The following is a 17,300-nucleotide window of genomic DNA, read 5'->3' as shown; positions in this document are numbered from 1 at the left end:
GACAGCCCTAGAGGACCATGTCGAGGGCGACACGCAGGCCTTCGGGCCGGTAGTCGAACTCGACATGGCCGTCGCTGCCGTGGAGCGCGGAAGCAATCATCCGCGAGCCGAAGCCACGATGATTGGGCGCCGCCGTCGGCGGACCACCCCTCTCGCGCCATTCCAGCCGCAATGTCGGCCTTTCGGCGACGGCCATCTGCCAATCGATCGCAACCCGCCCCTGCTCGACCGACAGCGCCCCATATTTGACCGCATTGGTGCCCAGTTCGTGGAGCACCATGGTCAGCAGCAGCGCCTTGTTCGCCGACAGCCCTACATCTGGCCCGTCGCAGGCCACGCGCGCCTCGCCCTTTTGGGAGAAGGGCTTGAGCGTCTTGCCGACAAGCGAAGTAATCCCGATGTCCTGCCAGTCGCTGAGCGTCAGCAGGTCGTGCGCGTCCGAGAGCGCGTGGAGCCGGCTGATGAAGGCATCCTTTTCCGCGGCCGGAACGCCTTTCAGCGTTTGCGTGGCGAGTGCCTGGATCGTCGCCAGGGTGTTCTTGACCCGATGTTTGACCTCGTGAAGCAGCAACTCGCGGGCGTCTTCGGCCTTCTTGCGCTGGGCGATCTCGTTCTGCGCGGCGCTGTGCAACCGGGCGTTGTCGATCGCGACCGCCGCCTGCCCGGCGATCGCAGTGATCAAGGCTTCGGTCTCGGGGGCAAACCGGTCGGGCTCCGCATGGCCGAAGAACAGGCCGCCGATCACCTCACCCGAGGATGAGATCACCGGCACCGCGAGGTAGCTGACCACCGGCAGATGTCCGGCGGGCATGCCGTAGTGCGGCTTGTTCTTTCCGTAGCGCGGATCCTTGCGGATATCGGCCGAGCGCACCACGCCCTCGCCCCCGAAAGTCGGCGCGAAGACCGCCGTGTTGCGGGGCATGCCGAACTTGTCGAAGGCTTCTCGCGGGACGCCCGACAGCGAATAGAGGAAGTAGGTTTCGCCCGCGGCGTCGATGACGTTGTAGAAGAAGGCGCCGAACTGCGCGCCGCTGACCGCAGTGGCTTCGTCGGTCACGGCCTGGACGATGCGGTCGAGATCGAGATCCTGCGAAATGATCCGCGAAACCCGGTTCAAGGTCTCGAGCCGCTCGGACTGCTGTTGCAGCAGATCCTCGGCATGCTTCTTCTGGGAAATATCGCGCGCGATCTTCGAGGCGCCGACGATCGTGCCGTCGCTGCTGCGCTTGATCGGTGAGACCGTAAGCGAGATATCGATCAGGGCGCCGGACTTGTGGCGGCGCTGGGTCTCGAAATGCTCCAGCCGTTCACCGCGGCGGATCCGCCCGATGATCTCGGCTTCCTCGCTGTGGCGCTCATCGGGGATCAGCATCATGACAGACTCGCCGATGATCTCGTCGGCGGTATAGCCGAACAGTCGTTCGGCCGCCCGGTTCCAGCTGGTAATCGTGCCGTCGAGCTGCTTGGAGATGATCGCATCGTCCGAGCTTTCGACGATCGCGGCGAGCCGCTGCGTTTCCTGCTCGCTGCGGTCGCGGTCGCTAACGTCGAGGATCAGGTGAATCGCGCCGACGACGCAGCCCGCCGCGTCGGTCAACGCCGTCGAATGCGGCACGAAGGTATAGCGCTTGCCGTCCTGCCGCTGGGCTATGATCTCGCTCGCTGCGCCGAAGCCGTTGCACCCGACTTGCGCCATCGGCGAATCCGCGTGCGCCAGCGGCACATGGTCGCGGTTGAACAACGCCTTCGAACCGCACCAGCGCACCTCGCCCGGCCCCGGGTCACGGCCCCAGAGCGCCGTGGCAGCAGCATTGTGATAGACCACGAAGCCGTCTGAATCGGTGATATATACCGCGATCGGCAAATCTTGCGCGATCGGCAAGAAGGAACTCTGCGGCGCGGGCCGCCCGGCGTTCAGCAGGCGAAAGAGGTGTACGGGAATATCGGAATCCTGTGCTGCAGCAGCGTCACCGTTCGATCGAGCATCGCTCTGCAGCAACTGTCCCATCATCCCCCCAACGGCCTCGCACAAAATGATCTTCGAAGCGGGAACGATCGAACGCCAGATTAGTTTCAATTCGAATCGGATTTACAGGACGGACCTGCGGGGGCTTGGGTGAATGGACTTTCGGCACGCACTGTTCTGATTGTCGAGGATGAATGGCTCGTGCGGATGGAACTCGCTACGGGCTTCGAGGATGAGAACTGCGCTGTTCTGGAAGCAGCATCGGCTGAGGACGCGCTCGCTCTGCTCCGTGGCCAAGCGCGGATCGACTTGCTGGTCACCGATATCAGATTGAGCGGCACGCTGACCGGCTGGGATCTCGCCTCCAAGGCGCGCGAAGCCGATCCCGCAATCCCGGTGATCTACGTTTCCGCCAACCCGCCCGCGCCCGGCCGTCTCGTCCAGGGCGGCGTATTTATCGAAAAGCCCGCGCTCATCGCCCAGGTCATCGGCGCGGCGCGGCAATTGCTCGACTAGGCCGCCTTGCGCCACGGCTGTGCGCGCAGCGCCGTGTCGCGAAGCCCGCGGGCTGCAAACCGCGGCGCAAGGAAGCGATGGAACAGGGCCCGCTGCCATCGATAGGGCGTGACGTGGTAGAGCAACCGTTCGCCCAGCGTCCAGCGCACGCCCGAGCGGTCATGCCGCCGCGCTGAAGGAACGCACCACAACGCCCGGTCATAGGCCTGCGTACCCAGCCGCAGCACCCGGTTCATCAACTCGTGGTCCTTGAGCACATAGGGCCAGAGCCGGCCGTCGTAGCCGCCCGCAGCGCGCAGTGCAGACAGCCGGAAAGTCTGACACGCGCCGCTCGTGTGGTTCTGCCAGTACAGCAGCTGCGAGACGATCAGGCGGTGCAGGATAGTCAGCCGTTTGCCCAGGCCGCGGTCGGCCGAAGGATTGCACGCAGCAACGGCAACGCAGCGCTGCCCCCGCGCGCCGAACACCTGGCCGGCACGCTCGAGGTAATGCGGCGGATACCAGGTATCGGCGTCGCAGATCGCGACGAATTCGCCGCTCGCCGCCGCGATACCGCGCTTCAGGGCATGGACTTGCCCCGGCGTCGGCTCTTCGAGGAAGAGGGCATCGAGCCCATGCTCGGTCGCCAGCACCCGCGCTGCTGCGATGCAGCCGTCGGTCGACCCGTTGTCCACGACGATCAGCGTGAAAGGAACCGTCTGCCGGGCCAGCGAAAGCAGGGTACGGGGCAGGAAATCCCGCTCGTTGAACACCGGCACGACGACCGACCAGCGCGCGTCTTCGCAATCTCTCAGCATCGCCCGACACGTAACCGGCACGGATGACGGGCTTGTGACCGCACCGGCAACAGAAGCGTCATCGTGCTCTCATAGCCCTGTAACACAGCGCGTGCAGGAGCACCGGCAAGCAGCTGAAGGGCCGGCATCCATGTACAAGGACAGCTTCGCTACCGGCGAGCTGGCGGCAGATCCGGGAGCGACGTTGCAGGCTGCCGACGGCATCCGGAATTCACGCAAGGCCGCGCTGTTCAGCGCACTCGTTTCGCTCGCGCTGCTGGTGGCGGTGGCTGTGCAGTTCGACGGTATGGACTTCACCCATATCGTCGCGATGATCCCGTCGAGCCCGCTGTTCTGGGCGGTCTTCGCCGTCTGGTACCTCGTCGGGCCGGTCAGCGAATGGATCATCTATCGCCGGCTCTGGCACATCCCGGTCAGCGGCATCGGCGCTCTGATGCGGAAGATGGTGAGCAACGAGCTCCTTCTCGGCTATCTCGGCGAGGCGCAGTTCTACGCCTGGGTGCGCGGACGCCGCCAACTCTCTGCCGCGCCATTCGGCGCGATCAAGGACGTCACGATCCTCTCCGCGCTGACCGGCAACGTCACCACCATGGCCATGCTCGCGGTGGCTTGGCCGCTGGTGTTCTCGGGAAAGATCGGGCTCGGCATGCAGTCGACCTTCGTCTCGCTCGGCGTCGTGCTGGTCAGCTCCTTCGTCATCCTGCTGTTCCGCCAGAAACTGTTCTCGCTGGCCGGCAACGAGCTGCGCTTCATTGCCGCGCTGCACCTCGTGCGCATCTTCGCCAAGGTCGGGCTCGGCGCACTGCTCTGGTATCTGGTCTTGCCGGACGTGTCGGTCGAGCTTTGGCTGGTGCTCTCGACGCTGCGCATGCTGGTCTCGCGCCTGCCGCTGGTGCCGAACAAGGACGTCGTCTTCGCGGGCATCGCCGTGGTCCTGCTCGGCCATCACGTCTCTGTCGCAGCACTGCTGGCGATGATGGGCGGGCTCGTCCTCGTCTTCCATCTCGTCGTCGGCGCCGGTTTCGGTGTGGCCGACCTCGTCGAATCCTCGAGCCAGCGTTGAGGAGCGCGATGTGAGGATCGTCGACGTCTGCGCGTTCTACTCTCCGCAGGGCGGCGGTGTGCGGACCTACATCGAGCAGAAATTGCGGATCGGTCCTGAGCTTGGCCACGAGATCATCATCCTCGCGCCCGGCGATGACCATGCGGTGATCGAGCACGGCCCAATGGCACGGATCGTCACGATCCCCTCGCCCCGCCTGCCGTTCGATCGGAAGTACTGGTATTTCGGCGACGAGCCGGCGCTTCATGCCTCGCTCGACAGGCTCGATCCCGATTTCGTCGAAGTCGCCTCGCCCTGGCGCAGCCCTCACTACGTCGCGCGCTGGCCGGGCACTGCGCCGCGGTCGCTGGTGATGCATCACGATCCCTTCTCGGTCTATGCCTACCGCTGGCTCGAGCCCTGGCTGCGGCGCGAGACGATCGACCGCCAGGTAGATTTCTTCTGGCAGCACATGCGCGAGCTGGGCCAGGCCTACGATCGCGTCGTCTGCGCCAATCGCGAGCTGCAGGGACGGCTGGCGCGCGGCGGCGTCGCCGGCACTGCGCTCCATCCGATGGGCGTCGACACGGCGCTGTTCCGCCCGGACCGCCGCGATCCCGCAATGCGCCGGCGCCTGCTCGAAATCTGCGACCTGCCCGAGGACGCGCACCTGTTGATCGGCGCCGGCCGCTTCTGCGCCGAGAAGCGCTGGCCCGTGGTGATCGATGCGGTGATGCGCGCCAGTCTGACCATGCCGATCGGCCTCGTCCTGTTCGGCGAGGGCGGCGCGCAGAAGCGGCTGGCGAAGCACATTGCCGGCAATCCGCACATCCAGCTCGTGTCGCCCGAACGCGACCGGGTGAAGTTCGCGACGATCCTCGCCAGCGCCGACGCGCTGGTCCACGCGAGCACGTCCGAGACCTTCGGCATGGCTCCCGCCGAAGCGCGCGCCTGCAGCGTGCCGGTGATCGTCCCCGACGAAGGCGGCGCGGCCGACCATGCCCGCGGCGGCGCCGGGCTCACCTACCGCGCCGGCAATGCGCTGGCGGCGGCAGAAGCGATTTTGGCGCAGCTATCCGACCCGGGTCCGCGACCCGTCCAGCCGGCGCTGACCATGCGCGATCACTTCGCCCAGCTATTCGCCGACTACGAGCGTATCGTCGAGGGCGAGCGGCAGGTCGCGTAAGACTGTTGTCGTCAGGCTGTCACACGAATGATGCTTGCCTGGCCCGATGATCCCTCGTCGTGTCATGGCCGCGTTCCGTTGCATGCGGGCGATCCTCGCGCTGGCGATACTGCTCGCGTTGGCCTGCCCCTGGATCTGCATGCCCGCAGGCTCGCGCTTGAGACGCACTCTTCCGGTCGCCGGCTGGCGCGTCCTGCTTGCAGGCTTCGGCATTCGCATCCGCTGCCACGGATCCCCGCCCGATCCCGCGAATGCGCTGATCGTCGCCAACCACGTCTCCTGGACCGACATCGTCGTGCTCGGACGCCTGGTCGACGCGGGCTTCGTGGCCAAGGCGGAAGTTGCGAATTGGCCGGTGATCGGTCCGCTGGCTCGTCGCTATGGCTGCCTTTTCATCGCGCGGGAAAGCCGTGCGGCGGCGCATCGGACGGCGACGGAGATGAATGCGTATCGGGCCGGATCAGGCCTCGTCCTCTTCGCCGAGGGCACGACCGGCGACGGCGACGGCGTGCTGCCCTTCCACAGTAGTCTCTTCGTCACGGGCGCGCGCTGGCCGCGCATCCAGCCGGTTACCCTCGCCTATGCCCGCGCCGACGGCAGTCCGCTGTCACCGCAGGAACGGCGCCGCGTGGCCTGGATCGGCGACGACGCCCTGCTGACCCACGCAATGGCGCTGGCGGCAGCGGGAGGCGTCACTGTCGACGTCTGGTTCGAGGAAAGCTTCACCGCGCAGAACCGCAAGCAAGCCGCCGAGGAAAGCCGGCGGCTGATCGCCGACCGGCTGGCGCAGGCTCAGGCGGCGACGCTAAAGCGCGCGGCGTAGCGGCCGGCGATCAGGTCGACCGGCATGACCACGCAGACGTCGATCGTGTTGAAGGCATGATCGACATAGGCCCCCTCGCCGAACTTGGCGCCGACGCGCATGTAGCCTTTGACCAGCGGCGGCAGGCCCATCAGCGCGCGGCGTTCGTCATAGGAACCCAGCGGCTGTCGCTCGAGCGCGATGCCGCGCCCTTCGTCGATATGGCCCGGCAGCACAGCCGGCCGCTGCTCGGCCGGCGAGAGATGGTGATGGTGTAGGTAGGACAAGGCCGCCGCGTGCGCTTCGGGATCGGTACCGGCGAAGGAGGCACAGCCGAACATCAGCGAAATCTCATAGCGCGCGATATAGTCGGCGATCCCGCGCCACAGCAGCGAGATCGTGCCGCTGGTGCGGTAGGGCGGCAGCACGCAGGAGCGCCCGAGTTCGAGTAGTTCGCCCGAACCGCCCGCATGGGTGAGCGGCTGCAGATCGAACTCGCCGGCGGAATAGAAACCGAAGCTGCGCCGCGCGACGCTTTCGCGCAGCAGGCGATAGGTGCCGACGACCTGCTCGCCCGCCAGCGCGTCCTCGTCGATCACCAGCAGATGGTCGCACAGCGGATCGTAAACGTCGGCATCGAGATGTTCGGGGCGCGGTGCGTCGGCTTCGGAACCGGCGCCCCTTTCGGCATAGAACACCTGCCAGCGGAGCCGCTGGACCGCGGTGAGTTCCCGCTCGTCCTGCACCAATCGCAGGGACAAGCGGCGCTGGCTTACGACTGACTGCAAACCCGGCTGCATTCGTCCTGGCTAGCAAGGCATCGTGACAAGGCTTTTGCAGTCCGATTATGCTTTCATGACGGTCATTCGAGGTAATTTGCCCGCAGCGCCGCGATGTCGGCAGCGGTAACGCCCACTTCCTTCTCGAGATAGGCATCGACCGAACCGTACTTGGCATCGATCGCATCGAAGGCCCCGAGCAACAACGACTTGCCATTGGCGTCATAGAGCGGCTGCGGCTTGCGGACCACGCCGGCGCTCTGCCCTCGTGCCAGGAACTGCGCGACTTGGTTATCCGGGAAGGCCGAGATGTTGATCGGCGGCAGTTCCCATTGCGGGTGGCGATAGGTCGTCGAGAGGTGATAGTCCTTGACGATCGTGTCGCGCGGCACGCCGAGGGCGGTGAGCACCATAGCCGTGGCGAAACCGGTGCGGTCCTGCCCGGCCGAGCAATTGTAGGCGATCGGCCCCTCGTGGCGCTTCAGCGCATCGAACACGAGGCGCATCTGCGGCACCAGCATCGTCGGCAACTGGCCATAGAGATTTCCGGTCGGCCCCTGCGCCGACATCTTCAGGATGTCCATCATCGAATAGCCGACCGCTGCATAGGGCACGCCCTCGATCCGGGTCGGCGCCAGCACGCGCTCCTCGCTCGAACGCAGGTCGACCAGATCGCGCAGGCCCAGCCCGCGAATGCGGGTGAGATCGCCCGGGGTGAGCATCGCCGTCGCGCCCGAGCGGTAGATCATTCCCCAGCGGACATGCTTGCCGTCCGCCGTCTGATAGCCGCCGACATCGCGGAAGTTCGATCCCTGCTCGAGCGGCACGACGCGCTCGGCGACATCGACCACGGCGCCGTCGGCCTTGTCGACGATCAGGAAGTAGGGACGCACGGCGGCATCGACCGTCACGTCCTGATGGCCGTCGCGATCCTTGGCCGAAACCAGCTTGGCTGCTGCGGGATCACTGACCGGATGATCGGCCCAGAACAAGTCGACCGGACCCTTGGCGGTCCAGCTTACCGTTACTTTGTCGGGCGCGGTGCGTTCCACCTGTGCGTTCTCGGCGCGGGCGAAAGCGGGCGCGGTCGAGGAAATCAGCGCGAGTGCGGAGAGGCCGATCAGGCCGCGGAACTGGGTCATAGGTGTTCTCCCGGGAAAGTGTTTGTTTCCACGCTAGCGCATCCGCAAGACGGTTGGATGACCACTCAGCCGTAATTATTACTCTTTTATGACACTTTCTGTTAGAACTGGTGGCGCGCCGCATCGGCCACCTAAGAGCCGCTGCGGACCAACGGGATGCCTTTCCTCCACGCCCGGGTCGCGGGATTGGATATACACCGATGGCCAAGGGCCAGGAAACCGAACTGAAGCTCGCCGCTTCTCCGGCCATGCTGCTGCACTTGCGCGGCCACCCTCTGCTCGCCGGCGAAGACCGCGAACTGACGCTGGTCACGCGCTATTTCGACACTGCCGACGCATCACTCTACAAAGCCAATGCGACGCTGCGACTGCGCAGCGGCGGCGCGCACGGCGAGCAAACCTTCAAGAGTTCGGCCAAGGGCGGCGCGGCCCTCCACCGTGGCGAATGGAACGCGCCGGTGACAGGTGACGTACCAGATCCGGCGGCTTTCCCGGCCGATGTCCGGAGCACGATCGAAAGGCTGCTCGATGGCGCTCCGCTTAAGCCGCTGGCGGTTACCCGGATCGAGCGCTCGACGCGGCGGATCCGCTTCGGTGGCTCGACGATCGAAGTTGCGTTCGACTTCGGCACGGTCGAGGCCGGTCGCCGCAGCCAACCCATATCCGAACTCGAGCTCGAACTGGTCAAGGGCAATGCCGCCGATCTCTTTGCATTGGCGCAGCAGCTGCCGCTTGGTCCCGATCTCGCCTGGTCGACCGAAAGCAAGGGTGAACGCGGCCACAAGCTGGCGCTCAAACTGCCCTTTGTCGCGGTGCGCGCGAGCAACGTATCGCTGTCGAAGAAAATGGACGTCGGCCAGGGCTTCCAGGGGATTGCCTGGAACTGCCTCGGCCAGTTGCTGGGCAACTACCGCGAGGTGATCGCCAGCGGCGATCCGGACGCGGTACACCAGACCCGCGTCGCGATCCGCCGCCTGCGCGCAGCCTTCAGCCTGTTCGGCGAACAGGTCGCCGACGATCACAGTCGGGTCTTCCGCGCCGAATGGAAAGCCGCAGCCGCCGCGCTGGGCCCGGCACGCGACCTGCATGTCATGATCGAACGGGTCGAAGCGGCCGCAGCCGAAAATGCAGGCGACGCCGACGATTTGCTCAAGCGGCTGCGCGGCAAGCGCGCCACAGCGATCCGCGCGGCACAGGCCACGCTTGCGGGCACCGCCTTCCAGCACCTGCTGGTCCGGTTCGCCGAATGGCTCGAGCGCGGCATGCCGCGCAGCCCCGAACCGCTTGCCCAGTTCGCCGAGGAGACGCTCAGCGAACGCCGCCGCAAGCTGGTCAAAGGCAAGGCGCTCAACCGACGGACCGACGAGGCACTGCACGAGCTGCGGATCAAGGGGAAGAAGCTGCGCTATGCCGCCGAATTCTTCGCGGCGCTCTATCGCAGCGAAGACGTTCGCGAGGAACGCAAAGCCTTCGCCAGGGCGCTCGGCGAAATGCAGGACTGCCTCGGCCAGGTCCACGACCTCGCGGTCGCGCACGAGCAGCGCGACAGCCTGTTCGCCGACCTCGAAACGATCACCGGCGCCGGCCTCTCGGCTCAACTCGGCGAACTGCTCGGTGATCACGGCCCGACCCGCAAACAGTTGATCCGCTCGGCGGCCAAGGCGCTCGACGATGTCGCAAAGGCGCCGGCCTGGTGGAAATCACCGGCACCAGCGGAAGCAGAATTCGCCCTGCAGAACCAAAATTCACCTATGCAACCCACCTCCGCCGATTGACGCCCTTCTTCGACCGGCTAGTGCAGTTTGAAGAAACAACGCTAGCGATTCGCACGCAGCGGCGAGAGGGATGATCGGTGAGCAAAGAGAGCGACGTCTGGACTGATCCCAAGGCAGCCACCACCTTTCCGCAGCTGATCCGCGCTGCCGCGGCGACCTATGGCGAAGCGCCCGCCGTCAAGCTGACCGGCGAAACCCTTCCCGACGAAACGCTGAGCTTCGCCGATCTCGACCGCAGGTCTGCCGAGATCGCCCGCGGCCTGATCGCGCGCGGCGTCGGCAAGGGAACGCGCGTCGGCTTCATCTATGGCAACGGACCGGGCTTCGCGACCATGCTGGCCGCGATCGCTCGCACCGGCGCGGTCGCTATTCCGATCAGCACGATGATCCGCGCCAACGAACTCGTCCGCGTGCTGCGCCAGTCGGACGTCTCGGGCCTGATCCTCCAGCGCAAGTTCCTCAATAACGACTATGTCGAGCGCCTCTGCGAAGCCCTGCCTGAACTGCGCGAAAGCGGGCGCGAGCTGCGTATAGCCAAGACGCCCTACCTGCGCTGGCTGGCCTCGACGGGCGAGAACCTGCCTGCGAGCTTTGGCGACCTCGGCGAGCTGATCGCCGGCGGCGGCTCGGTCGGCGAGGACTTCCTGCGCGAGTTGGAGAACGAGGTCCATCCCACCGATCAGATGATCGAGATCTACACTTCCGGCTCGATGGCCCTGCCGAAGGGCGTCAAGCATAACCACGGCCCCGGGATGTTCCGTGCGCACTACCTGCGCGGCATCATCGGGATCGAGCGCGGCAAGGAATATCCCTGCTACCTGCCGATGTTCTGGGTTGGCGGATTGATGATGTCGCTGTTGCCCAACTGGGAGGCCGGCGCCCTGACCGCCTGCACCGAACGCACGATGAGCAACAGCCGCGTCGCGATGGGCTCGACCTTGGCCGACGAAGACCTGGCCATGCTGAAGAACCAGAAGCCGCCGTTCTGGGGCCTGGGCATGAGCGAGACGCTCGGGCCCTATTCCTATGGCGATGAAGTGCGCGCGCCGGGCCGCCCGGTCTGCTCGCCGATGGATCACTTCGCCGACGGCTACGAGATCCGCATCGCGGACGAGAACGACCAGCCCGTGGGCGACGGCGAGATCGGCGAGATGCAGGTCCGCGGCTATCCGCTGGCGACCGGCCTGCACAAGGTCGAGCAGTCGGTCTACTACACGCCCGACGGCTACTACCACACCGGCGACATGTGCCTGATCGAAGGCACGCGCGTGCATTTCATCGGCCGCAACGGCGACATGATCAAGACCGCCGGCTCGAACGTTGCTCCGGCGGAAGTCGAGATGGAGATGCAGGCGGTCGAGGGGATCCACAACGCCTATGTCGTCGGCCTGCCCGACAGCGAGCGCGGCCAACTCCTCGTCGCCGCCGTCGTCCCCCGCGATGAGAACGCGAAGCTCGATTTCGCCGAGATCGAAGCCAAGCTGCGCAAGCAGTTGTCGGCCTACAAGGTGCCGCGCGCCTATGTTCAGATCACCCGCGAAGAAGTCCCGCTGCTTCACAGCAACAAGGTCTCGCGCCGTATGGTGACCGAGCTTGTCGCCGCGCGGCTCGGCCGGCCCGCAGCGTGACCCGGTTCGCTGAATTCGCCGGCAAGGAAGTCGGCACCGGCACCTTCACCTGGGATTCGGACCGCACGCTGCTCTACGCGATCGGCGTCGGCGCCGGCGTCAGCGATCCGCTGGACGAACTGCAGTTCACCACCGAGAACACCGAAGGCGTGCGTCAGGAAGTCATCCCGACATTCATGTCGCAGCTGTCGATCCGCAGCAACTGGCTGAAGGAACTGGGTTTTCCGGCGCGTCCCTGGGACGGCTATCCCGAGGGGCTGGTCCAGGGCGAACAGAGCGTGCGGCTGCACCGCTCAATCCCGGCCGAAGGCACGGCCGATCTCAAGCAGGTCATCGTCGGCATCTTCGACAAGGGATCGGGCGCGCTCATCGTCTCCGACACGCACGCGACCCTCGCCGATACGGGCGAGCCGCTAGGTTTCTCGCGCACCGGCCTGTTTGTGCGCGGCCAGGGCGGTTTCGGCGGCCCGCGCGGCCCCGAGGACGCGCTGTCCTGGGAGAAGCAGGAGCGCGCGCCGGACCTCACCGTCTCGCTGCCCCTGCCGATCGGTCAGGCGCTGATCTTCCGCCTGTCGGGCGACCGCAACCCGCACGGGACCGACCCCGCCATCGCCAAGAAGGACGGCTTCGAACGGCCGATCTTCTTCGGGCTCGGCACTTACGGCTTCGCCTGCCGCGCCCTGCTCAAGGGCCTGTGCGACGGCGACGTCGAGCGTTTCGGCGCGATGGAAGGCCGCTTCTCGCAACCGGTCATCCCGGGCGAGCAGCTCGACACACAGATCTGGCTGACCGAAGGCGGGGCGCAGTTCCAGACACTGGCCAACGGTGAGCGCGTGGTGATCGACCGCGGGATCTTCCGCTACCGCTGATCGGCTTCCCGCTGCTTCGCCACTTCCTCGCCCCGCAGCACGAAACGCTGGATTTTGCCGCTCGGCGTCTTGGGCAGGCTGTCGACGAATTCCACCTCGCGCGGATAGGCATGGGCCGAAAGCCGCCGCTTGACGTGCGCGGACAGTTCGTCGGCGAGCGCAGGGGTCGGGGCGACGCCGCGGTGCAGGATGACGAAGGCTTTGACGATCTCGGTCCGCTCGGCGTCGGGCTTGCCGATCACCGCGGCCTCGACCACGGCCGGATGCTCGACCAGCGCGCTTTCGACATCGAAAGGCCCGATGCGGTAGCCCGCTGAGGTAATGACGTCATCGGCGCGTCCGACGAAACTGATGCTGCCGTCGGCGTTGAGTTCGGCCGTGTCGCCGGTGAAGTAGTGGCGCCTGCCAAGGCTCGGCGTCGCCATGCCGAGGTAACCGGCGAAACTGAACAGCGGCGACCCGCCGAGGTCGACCGCGAGCTGGCCGGGAACGCCGGGAACCAGATCGGCCCCGTCATCGTCGACGACGACCACGCGGAAGCCGGGCATCGAAAAGCCCGCGGCGCCCGGATGCACGGGATGCGCCAGGGCGTGGTGGTTGCACAGCACCATGCCCATCTCGGTCTGGCCATAGTGATCGTGGATCGGCACGCCCAGATGCTGGTCGAACCAACGGATGACTTCGGGATTGAGCGGCTCGCCGGCACTGCTGACCACGCGCAGCCGCCCCTTGATCGGTAACACCGCCTCGGGTCCGGCGGCGATCAGCAGGCGATAGGCCGTCGGCGCGCCTGTGAGATTGGTGACGCCGTGATCCCGAATGATCGCGACCGTGGACTCGACGCTGAACGGCCCGTCATAGAACAGCGTCTCGTACCCCATCGCGAGCGGTGCGATCACCGCGTAGTATAGTCCATAGGCCCAGCCCGGATCAGCAAAGTTCCAATAGCGGTCCTCGGCGCGCAGCCCCACGGCATCGCGGACATAGACCACATAGGGCACGATCGCGCGGAGCGGCACGAGCAGCGGCTTGGCCGGCCCCGTCGTGCCCGAAGTGAACATGATGAGGAACGGATCGCTGGACCTGCGCGGTACCGGCGCCAGCCCCGGTTCGGCCCGCGCGATCTCGGCATGGAAATCGAGATCGCCGGGCGGCACGGGCTCATCGCCCGCCACGGTGACGATCCGTGCACGGGTCTGCACCTCGTCGAGCTTAGGCCGGTTCGCCGCGTCGCTGACGATCACCCGTGCATCCGACGTGCCGACGCGATGTGCGATCGCTTTCGGGCCGAATGCAGTGAAGAGCGGCTGATAGATCGCACCGAGCCGCCACACCGCCAACACTGTGACCAGAAGCTCCGGCACGCGCGGCAGAAGCCCGGCAACGACGTCGCCCGACATGACGCCCTGTTCGCGCAGCACGCGGGCAAGCCGCTCGGAACGATCCTTCAGTTCCTCGAAAGTGAGGCGCCGGCTGCTTCCGTCCTGCGCCACGGCATTGAGCGCGATGCGCTCGCCGCCGCAGTGCCGATCGCAGCACAGCACCGCAGCATTGAGCGCCATGTCGCCGGGACACAGAATTTCCGTTGCGGCGTTATCCGCGTCGAAGCCCCCATAGGCTTCGGGATAGGAAGGGTTCACCAGCGCTCGCCACCCTCGGGTGCCAGCGGGCGCTGATAGGACGGATCGCTGCGATCACGGCTACCCTTGACGTAGCCCGAGCCAGGCGGTGTCGCGCCATTGGGCAGCACCGCCTTGCCCTCCATCACGACTTCCACAGTCGTGCGGCGCAGCGCGATCTTCCATTCGCCGTCGCGCTTCTCCAAGCGATCGAGATAGCGGCCCGCGAGCATCCGCGAGGTCTCTCCGCCCCGGTCGGCGAACATGCCGAGCACGTAGCTTTCGGCGTGGGCCACGTCGCCGTCGATATCGCAACTGTGCATGCAGACCGTATGCATGTTGATGTCGCACATCGCCGCGTGGCCGTTGTTGGCATAGTCGCCATATTCGGGGCCCGGGATGAGGTTCTGGCCGAGCTCGTGCAGGCCGTCGGGATGGTACGATCCGACGATCAAATCGACGTCGAAGCGGTCGTTGCCGCGCGAAGTGCGCACGAGGCAGTCGTAGATCTCCTGACGGTCGGTCAGGTATTGAACCTTGCGTTCGAGCTGAGCCAGACGCTCTTCGCTGCTCATCGCCTTCATCCTCTCGTTGTCACCATGCCGTCCGGTATCCTATCGCGTGTATCCGATCGAGAAGAGAGGAAAAGGATGTTCGCCGCCCCGCCCGCCGTCACCGCCGAAGTCTTCGCCGAAATCCCCGAGAAGTACCGCAAGCGGGGCACGCCAAACCACTGGATCGACGTCCAGTTTCCCGGACAGGACATCCCGAGCTTCCTCGAGGGCCCTTGCTTCGACGCCGCGGGCAACCTCTGGGTGGTCGACATACCCTGGGGTCGCCTGTTCCGCATCAAGCCCGGCGGCACGGTGTCGCTGGAGATGGAGTACGACGGCCATCCCAACGGCCTGAAATTCATGGACGACGGCCGCGCATTGATCGCCGACGGGCAGAACGGGCTGATGCTGTTCGATCCCGCCAAGGGCGCGGTCGAACCCTATTGCACGCGCGACCTGCTCGAACCGTTCCTCGGGCTCAACGACCTGACCGTTGCAAGGAATGGCGACGTCTGGTTCACCGACATGGGCCTGTCCGGGCTGCAGAATCCCAACGGGCGGCTCTACAAGCTCTCCGGCGCGGACAAGCTCGAATGCATGCTCGACAATCTGCCGAGTCCCAACGGCCTGGTGTTCAACAAAGCCGAGACGGTGCTCTATCTCGCCTGCACGCGGACCAACGCCGTGTGGAAATGCCCGATCATGCCCGACGGCTCGCTGCGCAAGGTCGGCGTCTTCGTTCAGCTCTCGGGCGGCACCAGCGGGCCCGATGGACTGGCGATCGACAGGGACGACAACCTCGTCGTCTGCCACAACGGCTTCGGCGCGGCCTGGATCTTCAGCGCGGTGCGCGGCGAGCCGATCCTGCGGATCAATTCGCCGCGCGGGATCTACACGACGAACTGCGCCTTCGGCGGGCCGGAGAACAAGACGCTTTTCATCACCGAGTCGAGTAGCGGAACGGTGTTGAAAGCCGAACTGGAAGTGCCGGGACGGCAGCTCTACTCGCGCATCCTCTAGTCCTCCACCCCCGCCAATACCTCGGAGTGCTCGAGCAGGCCGATATGTGTGCGGCGGATATGCGCCGCGAGGATACGCGGCGCGAGATCGGCTTCGCGGCGGACTATGGCACCGAAAAGGAGGTCGCGCTCCGCGCGCATCACGTCCATCAGTTCAGCATTCTGCAGCACGACCACGGCATAGGCGCGGCGGTAATGATGCGTGGTGTCCCAAAGCCGCTCGACGATCTGCGCGAGCAGCGGCGCCTGGTGGCCGCGGAATGCGGTCCAATGAAAGTCCCTGGCCAGCGGCATGTAATCGTCGGCGTCGCTGACGCGTTCGAGCCGGGTCTTGATGTCGCGCATCGCAGCGAAGTCGTGGTCGGTGAGGTGGGGGATGCTTTCCGCGAGCAGCATCGGCTCGAGCATCTCGCGGATCTGGTAGGACAGTTCCATGTCGCGCACCGTGAGGCTTGCCACGCGCGCGCCGGCATTGGCACGCAACGACACCAGCCCGCGCGTTTCGAGGATACGCAGTGCATCGCGCACCGGGATGCGGCTGAGGTTGAGCTCGCTGGCCAGTTCGTCCTGCTTGATCCGGTCGCCGGGCTTCAACTGTCCCGTCAGGATACGCTCGGCGACAACGTCGGCGACGCGCTGGCTGGCAACAGGGGACTGCTCTGACTGCTTCATCGTGGCTCCGCTATGAGGACACAGACCGTCACCTAGCCCTATTGCGGCGGATTGACCAAGCGCGATGATCCGTGCCATTGGCCGGCATCGCCCGAGCGGGTGTAGCTCAATGGTAGAGCAGCAGCTTCCCAAGCTGAATACGAGGGTTCGATTCCCTTCACCCGCTCCAGCACTTCCAAAACAACCGACACTTGCGAGCGGCGGAGTTGTGCCCGAGACAGTGGATGGTCGTCCCGCTGTTTGCGGCTATGTCCGACAACAAAAAAACCCCGCCTGAGGCGGGGTTTATGTATGGTTGCGGGGGTAGGATTTGAACCTACGACCTTCAGGTTATGAGCCTGACGAGCTACCGGGCTGCTCCACCCCGCGTCACCAGTTTGCGCTTTGTCAGAGCGCGGGGAGGCTGCGTGAGCAGTCTCCAAAAAGCAAAAAAGGGCCTCGCCATGATTGGCAGGGCCCTTCGAGCTTAGGGCCGAAGGCCCTGACGATGTGAATGGGTTAGTTCCGTGCCCGCCGGCTTTAATGCCTGGCGACGACCTACTCTTCCAACGCTTGAGCGTTAGTACCATCGGCGCAGTCAGGTTTCACGGCCGAGTTCGAGATGGGATCGGGTGGGTCACTGACGCTATGGTCACCAAGCAATAGAGCTGGCGGACACGGTTTTTAATCGACGATTTGGTATTTGGCGTTGTTCTGGCTGCAATCGTCCACATCAGTGGCAGCGCCTTAGCCGAAGCTTGGGCAGAACTGACATTGATGGTGGGACTCTCAAGCATGAACAGAGTTATTAGGACTGGTTAGCTCCACGCGTTACCGCGCTTCCACATCCAGCCTATCAACGTGGTGGTCTACCACGACTCGATGATACCTAATCTTGAGGGAGGCTTCCCGCTTAGATGCTTTCAGCGGTTATCCCGTCCATGCATAGCTACCC

Annotated in this window: 15 protein-coding genes, 2 tRNA genes and 2 rRNA genes (1 of these 19 cut by a window edge); 9 read left to right on the top strand and 10 right to left on the bottom strand. The window is 65.4% G+C overall.

Annotation, left to right across the window (positions count from 1 at the left end; all coding sequences use genetic code 11):
* Positions 1-7: 7 nt before the first annotated feature.
* A complete protein-coding gene (locus KRR38_RS23440; RefSeq protein ID WP_217405878.1) occupies positions 8-2,008 on the bottom strand; it encodes a PAS domain S-box protein in 2,001 nt (666 codons plus the stop codon).
* Between the two features lie 108 nt (positions 2,009-2,116).
* Between KRR38_RS23440 and KRR38_RS23435 the strand changes: the two genes are divergently transcribed.
* Positions 2,117-2,482, top strand: coding sequence for a response regulator (locus KRR38_RS23435; protein ID WP_217405877.1), 366 nt, complete (start codon positions 2,117-2,119; stop codon positions 2,480-2,482).
* On the opposite strand, the gene KRR38_RS23430 is transcribed toward KRR38_RS23435, so the two are convergent.
* Positions 2,479-3,279: a glycosyltransferase family 2 protein gene (locus tag KRR38_RS23430; protein ID WP_217405876.1), complete on the bottom strand. Its 801-nt coding sequence runs from the start codon at positions 3,277-3,279 to the stop codon at positions 2,479-2,481. The two genes, KRR38_RS23435 and KRR38_RS23430, sit on opposite strands and share 4 nt — an antisense overlap.
* Positions 3,280-3,409: 130 nt before the next feature.
* On the opposite strand from KRR38_RS23430, the gene KRR38_RS23425 reads away from it, so the two are divergent.
* From KRR38_RS23425 to KRR38_RS23415, 3 genes are all read left to right on the top strand, one after another.
* Entirely contained in the window at positions 3,410-4,342 is a 933-nt protein-coding gene (locus KRR38_RS23425) for a hypothetical protein (protein WP_217405875.1), read from the top strand.
* A gap of 10 nt (positions 4,343-4,352) precedes the next feature.
* Entirely contained in the window at positions 4,353-5,507 is a 1,155-nt protein-coding gene (locus KRR38_RS23420; protein ID WP_217405874.1) for a glycosyltransferase, read from the top strand.
* A gap of 64 nt (positions 5,508-5,571) precedes the next feature.
* On the top strand, positions 5,572-6,330 hold the full coding sequence (locus KRR38_RS23415) for a 1-acyl-sn-glycerol-3-phosphate acyltransferase (protein ID WP_217405873.1): 759 nt from the start codon (positions 5,572-5,574) through the stop codon (positions 6,328-6,330).
* Here the strand turns inward: KRR38_RS23415 and KRR38_RS23410 are convergent.
* Both KRR38_RS23410 and KRR38_RS23405 read right to left on the bottom strand, forming a co-directional pair.
* Positions 6,300-7,070, bottom strand: a complete 771-nt coding sequence (locus tag KRR38_RS23410) for a GNAT family N-acetyltransferase (protein WP_254514943.1) — start codon at positions 7,068-7,070, stop codon at positions 6,300-6,302. The two genes, KRR38_RS23415 and KRR38_RS23410, sit on opposite strands and share 31 nt — an antisense overlap.
* 101 nt (positions 7,071-7,171) lie before the next feature.
* Entirely contained in the window at positions 7,172-8,230 is a 1,059-nt protein-coding gene (locus KRR38_RS23405; protein WP_217405871.1) for a tyrosine-protein phosphatase, read from the bottom strand.
* 200 nt (positions 8,231-8,430) lie between these two features.
* Between KRR38_RS23405 and KRR38_RS23400 the strand changes: the two genes are divergently transcribed.
* The 3 genes from KRR38_RS23400 (at position 8,431) to KRR38_RS23390 (ending at position 12,502) form a co-directional block, all read left to right on the top strand.
* Positions 8,431-10,005, top strand: a complete 1,575-nt coding sequence (locus tag KRR38_RS23400) for a CHAD domain-containing protein (RefSeq protein WP_217405870.1) — start codon at positions 8,431-8,433, stop codon at positions 10,003-10,005.
* A gap of 77 nt (positions 10,006-10,082) precedes the next feature.
* Positions 10,083-11,633, top strand: a complete 1,551-nt coding sequence (locus tag KRR38_RS23395) for a class I adenylate-forming enzyme family protein (RefSeq protein ID WP_217405869.1) — start codon at positions 10,083-10,085, stop codon at positions 11,631-11,633.
* On the top strand, positions 11,630-12,502 hold the full coding sequence (locus tag KRR38_RS23390; RefSeq protein ID WP_217405868.1) for a MaoC/PaaZ C-terminal domain-containing protein: 873 nt from the start codon (positions 11,630-11,632) through the stop codon (positions 12,500-12,502). Before KRR38_RS23395 ends, KRR38_RS23390 begins: the two co-directional genes overlap by 4 nt.
* Here the strand turns inward: KRR38_RS23390 and KRR38_RS23385 are convergent.
* Together KRR38_RS23385 and KRR38_RS23380 are read right to left on the bottom strand one after the other, a co-directional pair.
* Positions 12,493-14,142, bottom strand: coding sequence for an AMP-binding protein (locus KRR38_RS23385; protein ID WP_217405867.1), 1,650 nt, complete (start codon positions 14,140-14,142; stop codon positions 12,493-12,495). The two genes, KRR38_RS23390 and KRR38_RS23385, sit on opposite strands and share 10 nt — an antisense overlap.
* Positions 14,139-14,696: a nuclear transport factor 2 family protein gene (locus KRR38_RS23380; RefSeq protein ID WP_217405866.1), complete on the bottom strand. Its 558-nt coding sequence runs from the start codon at positions 14,694-14,696 to the stop codon at positions 14,139-14,141. Before KRR38_RS23380 ends, KRR38_RS23385 begins: the two co-directional genes overlap by 4 nt.
* 75 nt (positions 14,697-14,771) lie before the next feature.
* On the opposite strand from KRR38_RS23380, the gene KRR38_RS23375 reads away from it, so the two are divergent.
* Positions 14,772-15,695 (top strand): SMP-30/gluconolactonase/LRE family protein, encoded by a 924-nt coding sequence (locus KRR38_RS23375; protein ID WP_217405865.1) that lies wholly within the window; start codon positions 14,772-14,774, stop codon positions 15,693-15,695.
* On the opposite strand, the gene KRR38_RS23370 is transcribed toward KRR38_RS23375, so the two are convergent.
* Positions 15,692-16,366, bottom strand: coding sequence for a GntR family transcriptional regulator (locus KRR38_RS23370; protein WP_217405864.1), 675 nt, complete (start codon positions 16,364-16,366; stop codon positions 15,692-15,694). The genes KRR38_RS23375 and KRR38_RS23370 overlap by 4 nt on opposite strands.
* Positions 16,367-16,461: 95 nt before the next feature.
* On the opposite strand from KRR38_RS23370, the gene KRR38_RS23365 reads away from it, so the two are divergent.
* Positions 16,462-16,535: transfer RNA gene (locus KRR38_RS23365), tRNA-Gly, on the top strand.
* Between the two features lie 123 nt (positions 16,536-16,658).
* Here KRR38_RS23365 and KRR38_RS23360 read toward each other — a convergent pair.
* The 3 genes from KRR38_RS23360 to KRR38_RS23350 all read right to left on the bottom strand — a co-directional run.
* Positions 16,659-16,735: transfer RNA gene (locus tag KRR38_RS23360), tRNA-Met, on the bottom strand.
* Between the two features lie 155 nt (positions 16,736-16,890).
* Positions 16,891-17,005 (bottom strand): 5S ribosomal RNA (rrf, locus tag KRR38_RS23355).
* A 128-nt stretch (positions 17,006-17,133) separates the two neighbouring features.
* A 23S ribosomal RNA gene (locus tag KRR38_RS23350) occupies positions 17,134-17,300 on the bottom strand (it continues 2,624 nt past the right edge of the window).

It is taken from the genome of Novosphingobium sp. G106 (assembly GCF_019075875.1).
In the GTDB taxonomy this organism is placed as follows: Bacteria; Pseudomonadota; Alphaproteobacteria; order Sphingomonadales; family Sphingomonadaceae; genus Novosphingobium.
This window is presented reverse-complemented; position numbering and strand designations above follow the sequence as displayed.